Below are 14,792 nucleotides of genomic sequence, written 5' to 3'. Positions count from 1 at the left end.
GTCGTGGTAGCGAAATCAAAGCCCTCTGCTTCCCGGAAGCAGAGGGCTTTGTTTTTCAGGGCGTGGCAGCGAACAAGGTGCGCAGCCGGCTCAATGCAGCCTCAAGATAACCTGAAGTCATAATCCGCTGCAGATGCCCGTCACTGAAACGGTCAAGCCTCAAGTGTGCGATCAGCAACTTCCTAACCGTTGCGGCGTCGGCTTCTTTCAATAAATGAACGTCGTCCCATCTGGGATCGTCCTTGGGAAACTCCGTCATCCAGTCAAACGGAGCCACAAAGTCCGTAGCGCAAATCACGGTAATGAAGTCACTCAGCACGGCATGCTTTTTATCCTCGGACAAGGTCCGGAATCGGGGAAAATCCGGCGCATTGTCGAGGATGTACGTCACCGCGCTTCGGGAGGGTGCCTCTAAGGTCGCTCTCACTTTTGACAGTAGGTTAGATGCACTTGCCATCAACAACTTCTCGTTAGACTCATCAAACTGCGCGTGTTGATCCGTTGTAGAAGGGCGCGGTTTGCGCCTTTTACCCCTCTCTCTCCGACATGCAGTACCGCAGACTTTGAGCCCTGATGCGATCGCTGCAGGAGAAGTCGCAGGTTACGACGGCAGCGAGCGCGGTGCGGCAGCTGCGAACAAGCCGCCTGACATTGCGCTATCCGATGCATCAATAAACATCCCGTCGATACCGCCCCTGCTCGATCAGCGCCTGAACCCCTTCCTCACCCAGCAGTGCCTTCAACGTCTCATCCACACCGCTGGCCATGCCTTCCAGGCTGCCGCAGATGTAAATCACTGCTCCATCGGCCAGCCAGCGATGCAGCTCATCCGCCGCTTCGCGCAAACGATCCTGCACATAAACCTTCTGCGCCTGATCCCGCGAAAACGCCAGATCCATACGCGCCAGGTCTCCCGACGCCAACCAGCCCTGAAGCTCCTGCGCGCAATGCAAGTCATGAGCGGCATTTCGCTCGCCGAACAACAGCCAGTTACGCTGCTGCCCCCGGGCAATCCGCGCCTTGAGCAAACTGCGCAGCCCTGCCAGTCCTGTACCGTTGCCAATCAGAATCATCGGCAGCGGCTCGTTCGGTAGATGAAAGCCGCTGTTACGACGAACGCGAAGACTGACCGTGCCGCCCACCGCCGCATGCTCGGTCAGCCATCCGGAACCCACCCCGAGACTGCCATCGGGGTGCAACTCCTGACGCACGATCAACTGCAACGAACCGTCCTGCGGAATCGACGCAATCGAATACTCACGCATCGCCAACGGCACCAGCGCATCTACCAGCGATTGTGCGTGCAGGCCCACCAGATGGCTGCGATTGGCAGGCAGCTGACGGCTGCTCAGCGCCTGCCCGAGGGTTTCGCTCAAGCCATCGACGACGACCGGCGCATGAGTGGCGGTCCCCAGCCCCAACAGAAAGGTTTCGACAACCGAATCGACGTTGCGCGGCAATACCTCAACCAGATCACCGGCCTCCCAACGCACATCAGCCTGCATACGCAGGCTCAGCAGAAACACTTTCGACCCCACGCTGCCTTGGTTCAGCCACTGACGCTGGCTCAGGATCCAGTTCTCATAATCAGGCGCCTGCCAGGGGCTGGCTGACGTCGATCCGGTCAGTGCGCCCAATTGTTGTTGCCAGTGCTGCAGCGCGGCGTGATCGCCACTGTCCACCTCAATCGGCGCAAACAATGTGTTGCCACCGCGCTCGGTCAGCCAGCCATGCAGGCGCTGGGAAAAACCGCAAAAGTGCCGATACTGGCGGTCGCCCAGGCCCAGCACCGCGTAATGGAGGTTGTCCAGCGACAGCGGGCGGCCCAGCAATTTGCGCTCGAACCCGCGGGCGCTGTCTGGCGCCTCGCCATCGCCGAAGGTACTGACGACGAACAGCGCATTGCGGCTTTGATGCAAGTCTTGTTCGGTCATGTCAGCCAGACGCTGCACCCGTACCGGCAGGCCCGCTGACTGCAGTTGCCCGGCAGTCTGCCACGCCAGTTGCTCGGCAAATCCGCTCTGGCTGGCGAAGCCGATCAGCCACGCCGGGCCCTGATGGCCATAACCGCCGGAGGTCGGCGCAACCTCGCCACGGGCAGCGCGAATCTCGCCTTTCTTGCGTCGACGATCCAGGTACAACAGCCAACCTGTGATGAAGAACAGCGGCATCAGCAGTGCCGCGACCGTGATCACGATACGCCCGGTCAGGCCCCAATAACTGCCGGTATGCAGCGCGTAGTTACTGACCAATAACTGTCCACCATAGCCCTTGTCGGCGTAGCGCGAGTTGGCTTTAAGCTCTCCGTTGGCCGGGTCGAGTGTCATTTGGTTCAGCGCACGCGGGTGCGGCGCGTTCTTAAGCAGGTAGTAAACCGTCGCCATCTGCCCCGGGGCCTGCGGCAGGCGCAAATTGTAGGCTTTCAGATCGGGGCCGGCGGCTTTCTGGATGGTGTCCCAAATAGCCACGTAATCGGGGGCAGGCGCTTGGCCAGGCGCCACCTGCTTGGGAACCGTTCCCGAGCGCGGGCCGCCACCACGGCGTTGTTCGCCAGCCACGGGCGGGTCGCCGATCAGCTTGTTCATGCCGTTGCTGAACCAGTCGTAGGACCACATCAGCCCGGTAACCGCCAGCAACAGGTAAATGATCAGGCACCAGGTGCCGAACACCGAGTGCAGATCCCAATTGAAGCTGCGTCCTTTCTTCGCCCAGTCCAGGGTCAGCCAAACGCGCCAGTTCAGCGCTTGACGCGGCCAACGCAGGTACAAGCCGGACAGGCAGAAGAACAGCAGCATCAGCGTGCAGGCCGCAGTGACCTGCTTGCCATATTCACCGGCAGCCAGAAAGCGGTGCAGATTGAGCACGAAGTCGAAGAAGTCCTGACCGACAGCGTTCTCCTTGAACTCGCCGGTGTACGGGTCGAAGTTGTGCATTTCACCACGACGTTCGCCGGGCGGCGGTTTAAACCAGACCTGCGCGACCCGGTTACTATCAACTTCAATGCGAAACATCGAGACCGTGTCATTACCTTGCGCCTGGAGCGTGCTGACCATTTGCGCCAGGGATAATTGGTGTTCGCTCGGCTGCACGAACAGCGTCTCGGGATTGAGCGCACCGGTGATTTCGTCTTCGAACGAATACAACGCGCCGGTAATGCCCATCAAGGCCAACACCAGACCCGCCGTGATCCCGAAGAACCAATGCACTTGAAACAGGACCTTCTTCAACACCCTCGATCACCTCGATAACCCGCTGCGACGCGCATTATGCGCACAAACGGCATGCATTCTCATCCGTGTTTGATTCTTCTTCGTTCGCAGATAAAAACGCTTCGTCATCAGCCACACGCCAACGCTATAGCCGTCGGGCTTGCCAGCGGCAGGGATGTTGCGGACACCACTGTCGACACGCTGCGCTCGTACATAGACCCCTGCTTGCTTCATACACAAAAAGCCCCACTCACCAACGGCGAGCAGGGCTTCCCGGTTCCGCCTTTATTAGAAGTGCAAGCTGGTGGTCAACAGCGCCGTACGACCGGCTGCCTGGGTCGCGAAGTGCGCGGCATAGGCTTTGTCGTAATAGGTCTTGTCGGTTAGGTTCTGCACGTTCAGCTGCAAGTCGATATTCTTGGTCAGTTTGTAGGCAGCCATTGCGTCGTAACGGGTATAGGACGGGACATACACGGTGTTGCCGGTATCCCCCCAGACATCGTCGACATAAAACGCGCCGCCACCGACGGTCAGCTTGGGCAGCACCTGATAAGTCGTCCACAGGCTGGCGCTGTGTTTAGGCGTGTTCGGCATCTCATTGCCGTCCTGTGAGGCAGCCCCTGCGTTGACCGCGCCGTTACGTCCAACCAGACCCGATTTGACCAGCTCGCTATCGAGGTAGCTGTAGCCAGCGAACACTTGCCATTTGTCGGTGATCTTGCCACTGGCAGACAGCTCGACCCCGTCGACGCGGGACTTACCGGCGTTCTGGTAAGTGCCGCTGCTGACCAATACACGAGTGTTCTCTTTTTCGGTGCGGAATACCGCTGCGGTCAGCGACAGGCGCTCGTTGAGCAGATCCCACTTGGTGCCGATTTCATAGTTCTTGGTGGTTTCGGGCTCCAGCTCGCTGGTCGCCGTGCCGGCAGTCAACGGATTACCGTCCTGTCCCTCGCCTACCAGACCGCCCGGAGGGGTGGCTGAGGTGGCGAACGAGGCATAGATGCTGCCGTTTTCAGCCGGCTTGTAGGTGATGCCCGCCTGCCAGTTCCAGAAATTGTTGTCGCTGCTGGCGTGCACGGTTGGCGAATTGGCCGTGACGTCGAAGCTGTCGTAACGCACGCCGCCGTTGATCAGCCACTGCGGCGTCAACTCCAGGGTGTCGAATGCATAGATTGAGCGCGTGTTGGCGGCTGTCTCTGTTGTCGTGTAGTTGCGCGCCGTGGTGCCACCGTAAAAATCGTCCGGGTTCGGATTGGCCAGCGAGGTGCAGTTGCCCGAGACGCTGTTGCCGATACCGGTCGGCGAGCAGTTCTGCAGGCCGCTGGTGCTGTAGGTGTAGCCGCTGACGCGACTCTTCTCGCGGGTCAGTTCAATACCAGTGGAGTAATTGTTCTTGAACCCCAGGGCCTGGAACGAACCGAACAGATCGGTCTGGTTGGTCGTGGTGTCGGTGTTGGACACACGCGTGTTGGTGCGGCGCCATACGGTGGCGTAGCGGTTGACGTTGCGCTGGCTGTCGTCGGGCTGGGTGAGGATGTAGTCCTGACCGGAGTTGCCGTGACGCAAGGTATTTTTCAGGGTCATGCCTTCGTTGAAGTCATGCTCGAAGCTGATGGTGGCGATGTCGGTGCGGGTCTTGCGGAAATCCCGATCCTTGAGGCCATAGAAATTGTTGCTGTTGCCACCATCGTCCGGTTTGTCATGCACGTGAGCGGTCGCGGTCGGCGAGGCGTAGCCATAGGGAATCCCCGAGTCCGGCAGATCGTCGCTCTGCATGTGGTAATAGCTAAGGTTCAGGCGGTTTTCAGTGCCCAGGCCGAACGTCACCGACGGCGCCACGCCCCAACGGTCGTAGTTGATCGCGTCACGCCCGGCGACGTTTTGCTCGTGGCTCATCAGGTTCAGACGGAATGCGGCGTCGTCGAGGAACTTGCGGTTCACGTCGAGGGTGTAGCGGCGGGTCTGGTCCGTGCCATACGTGAAACTGCCGTCGGTGAAGTCATTGGCCTTGGGCAACTTGGTCACCAGGTTCAGGCTGCCACCGGCCGAGCCGCGACCGCCCATGGCCGAGTTGGGCCCCTTGCTGACTTCAATCGACTCGATGTCGAAAATCTCGCGGGTCTGTGCGCCGGTGTCACGCACGCCGTCGATGTAGGTATCGCCCTGGGCATCGAAACCACGAATGAACGGCCGGTCGCCCTGGGGGTTACCGCCCTCGCCCGCACCGAAGGTGATCCCTGGTACGGTGCGCAACGCGTCTTGCAACGAGACGGAGGCCGTATCTTTCAGAACCTGCTGAGGCACCACGGTGATCGAACGGGCGGTGTCCACCAGAGGCGCGGTGTACTTGGGTGAGGCGCCTTTTTCGGTCTTGTAGTCGGTGGACTGCTGTGCCTCACCGGTAATGCTGGTCGCACCCAACGAAATCGCGCCGCCACTAGCCTTCTCGGATTCCTCGGCGGCGTGCGCCATCTGCGATGCGGACATTGCAGTAACGGCCATGCCGATTGCCGAGGCCAGAAGTCGTGGTGAGCTGACAGAGGGTTGCAGGTGTAGGCGCGACATAGGAGGTTTCCTTCCCCAAGGAATGCTGAGGACGCGCAATATAGTTGGGAATCATTTGTATTCGCATAAAACTTACATTCTTTACAATTTCGTTTTGCAGTCTTGCGCCCATCGTTCGTCTACGCGCGCTCAGGGGTTTTACACGATCAATAAGAATCACTACCATTCGCTACCGTTTCCGTCTCGAGTGGCAACACCATGCTCCTACACATACCCGGCCTCTTTACCCGCGAGGAAGTGCTGCGTATTCGCCAAGCCCTGGAGCAGACCGAATGGGCGGATGGCAGGATCACCGCCGGGCATCAGTCGGCAAAAGTCAAGCACAACCTGCAGTTGCCCGAAGGCCATCCACTGGCGAAGGAAATCGGCGCGGCCATGCTCGAGCGCCTGTGGCAGAACCCGTTGTTCATGTCTGCCGCGCTGCCGCACAAGGTGTTCCCGCCGTTGGTGAATTGTTACACCGGCGGTGGCAGCTTCGATTTCCACATCGACAATTCGGTGCGTCAGGCCCAAGGCAGCATCGAGCGCGTGCGAACCGACCTTTCATCAACGCTGTTTTTCAGCGATACCGACGACTACGACGGCGGCGAACTGGTGATTCAAGACACTTTCGGCACGCGCGCAGTCAAGCTACCGGCGGGCGACATGTTGCTCTACCCCGCCACCAGCTTGCACAAGGTCAACGCGGTGACACGGGGGGCGCGCTATGCATCGTTCTTCTGGACCCAGAGCCTGGTACGCGATGACGGCCACCGCACCTTGCTGTTCGAGATGGATACGGCGATCCAGCAGCTAAGCCGCGATATCCCCGATCATCCCTCATTGATCCAGCTGACCGGCACCTATCACAACCTGCTGCGCCAATGGGTCGAGGTCTGACATGAGCTGGAATCTGCGACGTCAGGAGGTGCTCGATGGCGACCAGTTGCGCGCCATGCTGCAGGACAACCCCGCCAGCGCCGCGCGGGCAATCCTCATTGCCGCACAGGCAAACATGGTCGAAGCCCAGGCACTGCTCGGGCAGATTCTGCTGGACGGCACCGGCATCGAACAGGATGCAGCCCTGGCGCTGACCTGGTTTCAGATCGCCGCACGCAATGGCCACGCCATGGCAAGCAACATGGTCGGGCGGTGCTTCGAACATGGCTGGGGCTGCGAACCGGATGCAGTGAAAGCCGCTGAACACTACCGACAGGCGGCCGAAGCCGGGCTGGACTGGGGGTTTTACAACTACGGCAACCTGCTGGCCACCGGCCGGGGCGTGAACAAGGATCAGGCCCGCGCGCTGGCCTGCTACCGCAAGGCCGCGCAAATGGGTCACGCCAAGTCGATGAACATGCTGGGCCGTTATCTGGAAGAGGGCCTTTGCTGCGAACGGAGCGTGCCAGCCGCTCACGACTGGTATCGACGTTCGGCAGAGGCTGGCGATTTCCGCGGGCAGTTCAGCCACGCCGCTGCCCTGGCCGACCGGGGCCTGATCGACGAAGCCGTGGTCTGGTTCCAGACAGCGCTGCGCATCGGTAATCTGAATTTCCTTCGAGTCAGCCGCAAGACCCTGCTGCACGCCACGCACCCGGACATTCGCGCAATGGCGCAGGATTACCACCAACGCGCCGCCGAGTTGGGTGACGCGTCGGATCACGCTGAACTGGAAGCCCTGCTGTAGATTCGTCGCAAAAAAAAGACCAGGATCCTTGCACACAAAAAAGCCCGCGATCACTCGCGGGCTTTTTGCGCTGCAGCGTCAGCCTCAGACGTAGAACGACTTCAGCGGCGGGAAGCCGTTGAACTCCACGGCACTGTAGCTGGTGGTATAGGCGCCGGTGGACAGCCAGTACAGGCGGTCACCGATGGCCAGGTTCAGCGGCAGGCCGTACTTGTAGTTCTCGTACATGATGTCCGCGCTGTCACAGGTCGGCCCGGCGATGACCACTTCCTCGACTTCGCCCTTCTTCTCGGTCCAGATCGGAAACTTGATGGCTTCGTCCATCGTTTCGATCAGGCCGGAGAACTTGCCCACGTCGGTGTAGACCCAACGCTCCACGGCGGTACGCGACTTACGCGCCACCAGCACGACTTCGCTGACCAGGACGCCGGCGTTGGCAATCAGCGAACGCCCCGGCTCAAGGATGATTTCCGGCAGGTCATCACCGAAGTCTTCCTTGAGGAAGCGAATGATTTCTTGGGCGTAGGTTTCCAGGCTGTTGGTGCGGGTGATGTAGTTGGCCGGGAAGCCACCCCCCATGTTGATCAGCTTGAGCTCGATGCCGTCTTCTTCTTTCAGGCGCTCGAAGATCACCTTCACTTTGGCGATTGCCGCGTCCCATACGCTGATGTCGCGCTGTTGCGAGCCGACGTGGAACGAAATGCCGTAAGGCACCAGACCCAGGTCACGCGCCAGGATCAGCAGGTCCATCGCCATGTCGGTCTGGCAACCGAATTTGCGCGACAGCGGCCAGTCGGCCGTGGTCGAACCCTCGGTCAGAATACGCACGTACACTTTCGAGCCCGGTGCGGCCTTGGCGATGTTACGAAGGTCGGCTTCCGAATCGGTCGCGTAAAGACGCACGCCTTTGTCGTAGAAGTAGCGAATGTCCCTGGATTTCTTGATGGTGTTGCCATAGCTGATGCGATCCGGGCCAACGCCCTGATTCATCACTTTATCCAGCTCATAGATAGAAGCGATGTCGAAGTTCGAGCCTTTATCCTTGAGCAGGTCGATGATCTCGACGGCAGGATTGGCCTTTACGGCGTAGTACACCTTGGCGAACTCAAAACCGGCACGCAGGTCGTCATAGGCTTTGCTGATCATTGCGGTATCGATGACCACGAACGGGGTTTCTTGCTTGTCGGCGAACGCCTTCATTTTCTCGAAGGTGCTTTTCTCGAAATAGTCTTCGACCTGGATCGACATGCGGGGGACTCCTGTTGGCAAACGGTAAAAATCAATGGGTGCAAATGAACGTCCTCCGTATCCCCACTTTGGTTCGCCTACTTCCCAAGGCTGTTCGCCGAAAGCAAAAAGGCCATCCGGTGGTGCCCCCCCGGTTGGCCTTGCTGTCTCGTCGTCAGTACTTGAGCCGGATGGATCGTTTCCAGCATGGACGTTCGGCGCGAACTGTAGGACCAGAAGGGCTGGAGATCAACAAAAACTGTCGCGTTTGTGCCCGTTTTTGCCAGACGGGCATTCGCGCTCGTTCAATCACCCTGTAGTAACCGACAGACGTGACAGGACGATGTTCCCGCACAGTGAGTGCTGCCCTGCTTCTGCCCGAAGGTGGCGAGCCTGGCTCGCCGCCGATCTGCCCCAGGCCGCGTCCGAGCGAAGGGCAGTAGATTCGAAGAAATGGAGTGTGCCTGGACACAACCACGCAGCCTGATCTTGCTGCCGCTTCGCGCCAGATCGCCTGCAAGCAAGGCTCCTACGGCCTTCGGCCAGAATCACACGCCTCAGCCAGCCGCCTGCTCCGCCACCTCAGCCGGTGAAACAATGCTGGTTTTCTTGCCCCGCGACTGCCCGGAGCTTAAGTACGCGGCGATCGATTCCTGAGTCACCTCACCCAGGAACACATTCTCGGCATCCAGCACCGGCAGCCAGGCGCGGTTGAATTCATACATGCGCGACAGCAGGATGCGCAGGTGTTCGTCGTAGGCGGCGGTGGCGTTGAACGGACGCAGGTATTGCTCGCAGGTGCCGCTCTGGCGGTGCAGGTCGCGGCGGCGGACGTAACCCATGGCTTTGTTGTCGCCGTCGGTCACGACGACGTAGCGTCGGTCGTTTTCATCCATGATTTCCAGCGCGTCGGCCACCGGGGTTTCCGGGCTGACGGACGGCGCGTTGTCAGCGGCGTCTTCGGCTTTGACTAGCAACAAACGTTTGAGGGTGCTGTCCTGGCCGACGAAATTGCTGACGAAGTCGTCTGCCGGGTGCGCCAGCAGCGTGTCCGGGTGGTCGATCTGCAGCAGTTTGCCAGCGCGGAAAATAGCGATCTTGTCGCCCAGCTTGATGGCTTCGTCGATGTCGTGGCTGACCATGATCACGGTCTTGTTGAGCGCACGCTGCATCTCGAAGAATTCGTTCTGGATCATCTCCCGGTTGATCGGATCCACGGCACCGAATGGCTCGTCCATCAACAGCAACGGGGCGTCGGCTGCCAGCGCACGGATCACGCCGATGCGCTGCTGCTGACCACCGGACAGTTCGCGCGGATAACGATGCAGATATTGCTTGGGTTCGAGCTTGATCATGCTCATCAGTTCGCGAGCGCGGTCGTGGCACTTGTGCTTGTCCCAGCCGAGCAACTTGGGCACGACCACGATGTTTTCTTCGATGGTCATGTTGGGGAACAGACCGATCTGCTGGATCACATAGCCGATGTTACGGCGCAGGGTCACTTCATCGAGGCTGGTGGTGTCTTCACCGTTGATCAGCACCTTGCCCGAGGTGGGCATGATCAGGCGGTTGATCATCTTCAGTGTCGTGCTCTTGCCGCAACCGGACGGCCCCAGGAAAACGCAGATCTCGCCCTCATTGACGGTCAGGCTCACTGAATCGACGGCCTTCACTTCTTTGCCGTTGCTTTGGAAAGTCTTGGTGAGGTTTTGAAGTTCGATCATTTGAGCAATCCTTTTGGAGTCAGCGAGCGTTGCAGCCATTGCAGAAGCAGGTCAGCGAAGATGGCCAGAATGCTGACCAGTACGGCGCCGACGATCAGCATCGACATGTCGCTGCGGCTGATGGAAGCGAGGATGAGTACGCCAAGACCACCGGCACCGATGGTGGCAGCAATGGTCATGACGCCGATGTTCATGACCACGGCCGTGCGTACACCGGCGAGGATCACCGGCACGGCGATTGGCAATTCGACCATGCGCAGACGCTGGCCGAAGGTCATGCCAATGCCCCTGGCGGCTTCGCGAATGCCGGGCTCGACGCCGGTCAGCGCCAGGTAGGTGTTACGCATGATCGGCAACAAGGAGTACAGAAACACAGCGGTAATGGCAGGCATCGGACCCAGGCCCTGCCCAAACCTGGAATAGAACGGCAACAGCAGGCCGAACAAGGCAATCGACGGGATGGTCAGCAGCACCGTGGCACTGGCTTGCAAAGGACCGGCAAGGGTAGGAAAGCGGGTCATGAGCACGCCCAGCGGCACACCCACCAGAATCGCCAGCGAGACTGCGATGCCAACCAGGGTGATGTGTTGCAGGGTCAGGTGAAACACCTGGTTCCAGTCAAGATGGGAGAAAGCGCTCCAGAAGCTCATGGTTTCTCCTCCTGTTTTTCCGCTGGCGTCTGCTTGATCGGCACGCTTTCCGCGGAAGGATTGATCGGATGGGTGCGCAGGAAATCTGCCGCCACCACGGTAGGACTTTCGTGATCCACGTCGACGCGGGCGTTCAGCGCAATCATTGTCTGATCATCCAGCAGCGTGGCCAGCGGCTTGAGTTGCTCGGCCAGTTGCGGGTGCTTGTCCAGGTACTCCTTGCGGATCACTGGCGCTGCGGTGTAGTCCGGGAAGTAGTGTTTGTCATCGGCCAATACCTTGAGCTTGAAGGCATTGAGGCGCCCGTCGGTGGTGTATACCAACCCGGCAAAGACCTGCCCGTTGTGCAGCGCGGTGTAGACCAGACCGGCGTCCATCTGACGAGTATTTTCACGGCTCAGGTTCATGTCGTAGTGCTTGACCATGCCCACCAGTCCGTCGGAACGGTTGGCGAACTCAGTGTCGAGCGCGACGATATGACCCTCCTTGGCCTCATCCTTGAGCAAGGTTGTCAGTTCGGAGACGTTGTTGATCTGCGGATACTGCTGCGCGATCTTGTCCGGCAACGCCAGGGCGTAGGTGTTGTTGAACTTCGATGGCGAGAGCCAGACCAGGCCCTTTTTCGCGTCGAGTTCCTTGACCCGCTGATAGGTCTGCTCGCTGTCGAGTTTTTCGTCGACATGGTTATAGGCCACCAGCGAGACACCGGTGTATTCCCAGAGCATGTCGAGTTGTCCGGATTCCTGCGCACTGCGCGCCAGGTTGCTGCCCAGCCCACCGGTGATCTGGACCTGATAGCCCTTGTCGCGCAGGTACTGCGCGGTCAGCTCGGCGAGGATGGTCTGTTCGGTAAAGACCCGTGCGCCAATGCGCAAGACGGGCATTTCGGCTGCCTGGACGAATCCTGCCAGCAGCAGGCCAGCGCCCACTATCAATGTGCATAACTTCTTCATTCGTATTCCTTTCATCAGCGCGACCGGTTATCGAGCCAGGCCACGTTCCAGCCAGATACGACTCGCCAGGGTCACGGCGCCATCGAGCAACAGGGCCAGCAATGCAGTGCACGCGGCACCGATCACAAGCTGCGGCTGATTATTCAGGGCGATGCCAGGGAAGATCAGGCTGCCAAGGCTGTTGGCACCGATCAGGAAGGCCAGCGGCGCGGTACCGACGTTGATCGCCAGCGCGACTCGCACGCCGCCCACGATGATCGGCACGGCATTGGGCAGCTCGACACGCCACAGCACCTGACGCGGTGTCATGCCGATGCCGGTGGCAGCTTCCTTGAGTGAGCCCTGAACGTTTTTCAGGCCTTCGTAGGTGTTGCGCACGATGGGCAACAGAGAGGCGAGGAACAACGCGAAGATGGCAGGTCCGCTGCCAATACCCAGAACACCCAGGGCAATGGCCAGAACTGCAAGAGGAGGAACGGTGTTACCGATGTTGAAGATCTGCATGAAGCGTTCGGCTCGGCCAACCATATTCGGTCGGCTAAGCACAATGCCAGTCGGAATTCCGACTACCAGTGCCGCCAGCATCGATGCCAGCACAAGCAGCACATGCGCTTGCAGATAGAACAGCAGATCATCCTGATACTGCCTGAGTGTGTCGATGCCGATCCATTGGACCAGCAGGGCCAGAAGCGCGATGACAATCACACCTCCCAATAGCCCCTTGCCATAGCGATTTGCCACAGGCGGACTCCTTATTCAGTCGGCGAACGCCTCACGTTGACTGACCTTTGCAGACAGCCTGCGAACGTTCGCGAAGAGCAGCGGGTGGGTCGCCGGAAAGGGTTTAACCTCGGCGAAAACACGAGCCATGAGCGCAGCTTCGTCAAGCTAACTTGCTGATTTTGCGGTCCTTGGCTACTTGTGCAGCCAGGAATGGACGTCTCCGGAACCGCAAGGTTCCCATGCGAGATGCTATTTGGCCACCCTTGATTGACTGAACGGTTCGGATATTGCGTTGGTTTGGGCTATAATCGCCGCCCTTTTTTTGAATCACCTCTCGGGCGATTTCCCATGACCAGACAGGCCGCCGAAGTCGCGAAACGCCGCACTTTCGCCATTATTTCCCACCCCGATGCCGGTAAGACCACCATCACCGAAAAGCTCCTGCTGATGGGCAAGGCGATTGCCGTCGCCGGTACGGTGAAATCCCGCAAGTCCGATCGCCACGCCACCTCGGACTGGATGGAGATGGAGAAGCAGCGTGGTATCTCCATCACCACGTCGGTCATGCAGTTCCCGTATCGCGAACACATGATCAACCTGCTCGACACCCCGGGCCACGAAGACTTCTCCGAAGACACCTATCGCACCCTGACCGCCGTGGACTCGGCGCTGATGGTGCTCGACGGCGGTAAGGGCGTCGAGCCGCGGACCATCGCCCTGATGGACGTCTGCCGCCTGCGCGATACGCCGATCGTCAGCTTCATCAACAAGCTGGACCGCGACATTCGTGACCCGATCGAGCTGCTCGACGAGATCGAAGCGGTCCTGAAGATCAAGGCTGCGCCCATCACCTGGCCGATCGGTTGCTACCGCGATTTCAAGGGCGTGTACCACCTGGCCGACGACTACATCATCGTCTACACCGCCGGTCACGGGCATGAACGCACCGATGTGAAAATCATCGAGAAGCTGGACTCCGACGAAGCCCGCGCCCACCTGGGTGATGAGTATGATCGCTTCGTCGAGCAACTGGAGCTGGTGCAAGGCGCTTGTCATGAATTCAATCAGCAGGAATTCCTCGACGGTCAACTGACCCCGGTTTTCTTCGGTACGGCGCTGGGTAACTTCGGCGTCGATCATGTACTCGATGCGGTTGTCGATTGGGCGCCAAAACCCCTGGCGCGTGTCGCCAACGAGCGCACGGTCGAGCCGGTCGAAGAGAAGTTCAGCGGCTTCGTGTTCAAGATTCAGGCGAACATGGACCCCAAACACCGCGACCGTATCGCCTTCATGCGCATCTGTTCGGGCAAATACGACAAGGGCATGAAAATGCGCCACGTGCGCACCGGCAAGGACGTACGCATCGGCGACGCGTTGACGTTCTTCTCCAGCGAGCGTGAGCAGCTGGAAGAAGCCTACGCCGGCGACATCATCGGCCTGCACAACCACGGCACGATCCAGATCGGCGACACCTTCAGCGAAGGCGAAGCGCTGGGCTTCACCGGTATTCCGCACTTCGCCCCAGAACTGTTCCGCCGTGTGCGTCTGCGCGATCCGCTGAAATCCAAGCAATTGCGTCAGGGCCTGCAACAGCTGGCCGAAGAAGGCGCCACCCAGGTGTTCTTCCCGACGCGCAGCAACGACATCATCCTCGGCGCCGTCGGTGTGCTGCAGTTCGACGTGGTCGCCAGCCGCCTGAAGGAAGAATACAAGGTGGAATGTTCTTACGAGCCAATCACCGTGTGGTCGGCGCGCTGGATCGACTCTGCTGACAAGAAGAAACTTGAGGAATTCGAGAACAAGGCGGTGGAAAACCTGGCCGTGGACGGCGGCGGTCACCTCACCTATCTGGCGCCAACCCGGGTCAACCTGGCGTTGATGGAAGAGCGCTGGCCGGACGTGAAATTCCGCGCAACGCGTGAGCACCATTAAGCACCCGTGAAATTCATGGCCAAGCGCGGATGGTTCCCATGCTCCGCATGGGAATGCCGCTCATGACGCTGCGCGTTATTCATAGCGGACGCGAGCGTCCCTGGATGCGTTCCCACGCAGCGCGTCACTAGTGTCCGGGG

11 protein-coding genes are annotated in these 14,792 nt (G+C 59.6%); 3 read left to right on the top strand and 8 right to left on the bottom strand.

Annotated features, from left to right (window positions below):
* Positions 1-55 precede the first annotated feature (55 nt).
* The 3 genes from B3I26_RS09905 to B3I26_RS09895 all read right to left on the bottom strand — a co-directional run bounded on the left by B3I26_RS09905 (position 56) and on the right by B3I26_RS09895 (position 5,777).
* On the bottom strand, positions 56-391 hold the full coding sequence (locus B3I26_RS09905) for a DUF6508 domain-containing protein (protein ID WP_296257502.1): 336 nt from the start codon (positions 389-391) through the stop codon (positions 56-58).
* 277 nt (positions 392-668) lie between these two features.
* Positions 669-3,227 (bottom strand): sulfite reductase flavoprotein subunit alpha, encoded by a 2,559-nt coding sequence (locus tag B3I26_RS09900; protein WP_296257520.1) that lies wholly within the window; start codon positions 3,225-3,227, stop codon positions 669-671.
* 270 nt (positions 3,228-3,497) lie between these two features.
* Positions 3,498-5,777, bottom strand: a complete 2,280-nt coding sequence (locus tag B3I26_RS09895) for a TonB-dependent receptor (protein WP_296257501.1) — start codon at positions 5,775-5,777, stop codon at positions 3,498-3,500.
* 198 nt (positions 5,778-5,975) lie between these two features.
* Here B3I26_RS09895 and B3I26_RS09890 point away from each other — a divergent pair, with 198 nt between their 5' ends.
* Both B3I26_RS09890 and B3I26_RS09885 read left to right on the top strand, forming a co-directional pair.
* On the top strand, positions 5,976-6,656 hold the full coding sequence (locus B3I26_RS09890) for a Fe2+-dependent dioxygenase (RefSeq protein WP_296257499.1): 681 nt from the start codon (positions 5,976-5,978) through the stop codon (positions 6,654-6,656).
* A gap of 1 nt (position 6,657) precedes the next feature.
* Entirely contained in the window at positions 6,658-7,443 is a 786-nt protein-coding gene (locus tag B3I26_RS09885) for a tetratricopeptide repeat protein (protein WP_296257497.1), read from the top strand.
* Between the two features lie 84 nt (positions 7,444-7,527).
* On the opposite strand, the gene B3I26_RS09880 is transcribed toward B3I26_RS09885, so the two are convergent.
* The 5 genes from B3I26_RS09880 to B3I26_RS09860 form a co-directional block, all read right to left on the bottom strand.
* Positions 7,528-8,691: a type III PLP-dependent enzyme gene (locus tag B3I26_RS09880; protein WP_296257495.1), complete on the bottom strand. Its 1,164-nt coding sequence runs from the start codon at positions 8,689-8,691 to the stop codon at positions 7,528-7,530.
* A gap of 536 nt (positions 8,692-9,227) precedes the next feature.
* Positions 9,228-10,394, bottom strand: a complete 1,167-nt coding sequence (locus B3I26_RS09875) for a betaine/proline/choline family ABC transporter ATP-binding protein (protein ID WP_296257494.1) — start codon at positions 10,392-10,394, stop codon at positions 9,228-9,230.
* Positions 10,391-11,044: an ABC transporter permease gene (locus B3I26_RS09870; protein ID WP_133752733.1), complete on the bottom strand. Its 654-nt coding sequence runs from the start codon at positions 11,042-11,044 to the stop codon at positions 10,391-10,393. Before B3I26_RS09870 ends, B3I26_RS09875 begins: the two co-directional genes overlap by 4 nt.
* On the bottom strand, positions 11,041-11,997 hold the full coding sequence (locus B3I26_RS09865; RefSeq protein ID WP_409522092.1) for a glycine betaine ABC transporter substrate-binding protein: 957 nt from the start codon (positions 11,995-11,997) through the stop codon (positions 11,041-11,043). Before B3I26_RS09865 ends, B3I26_RS09870 begins: the two co-directional genes overlap by 4 nt.
* 27 nt (positions 11,998-12,024) lie before the next feature.
* Positions 12,025-12,738 (bottom strand): ABC transporter permease, encoded by a 714-nt coding sequence (locus B3I26_RS09860; RefSeq protein ID WP_296257490.1) that lies wholly within the window; start codon positions 12,736-12,738, stop codon positions 12,025-12,027.
* 330 nt (positions 12,739-13,068) lie between these two features.
* Between B3I26_RS09860 and B3I26_RS09855 the strand changes: the two genes are divergently transcribed.
* Complete coding sequence (locus B3I26_RS09855; protein WP_296257489.1) at positions 13,069-14,652, top strand: peptide chain release factor 3; 1,584 nt, start codon at positions 13,069-13,071, stop codon at positions 14,650-14,652.
* Positions 14,653-14,792 lie beyond the last annotated feature (140 nt).

Origin of the sequence: Pseudomonas sp. UBA5706 (genome assembly GCF_002419965.1) — a bacterium.
Lineage (GTDB): Bacteria > Pseudomonadota > Gammaproteobacteria > Pseudomonadales > Pseudomonadaceae > Aquipseudomonas.
The sequence above is the reverse complement of the archived record's forward strand: the minus strand, read 5'-3'. Positions and strand labels throughout refer to the sequence as shown.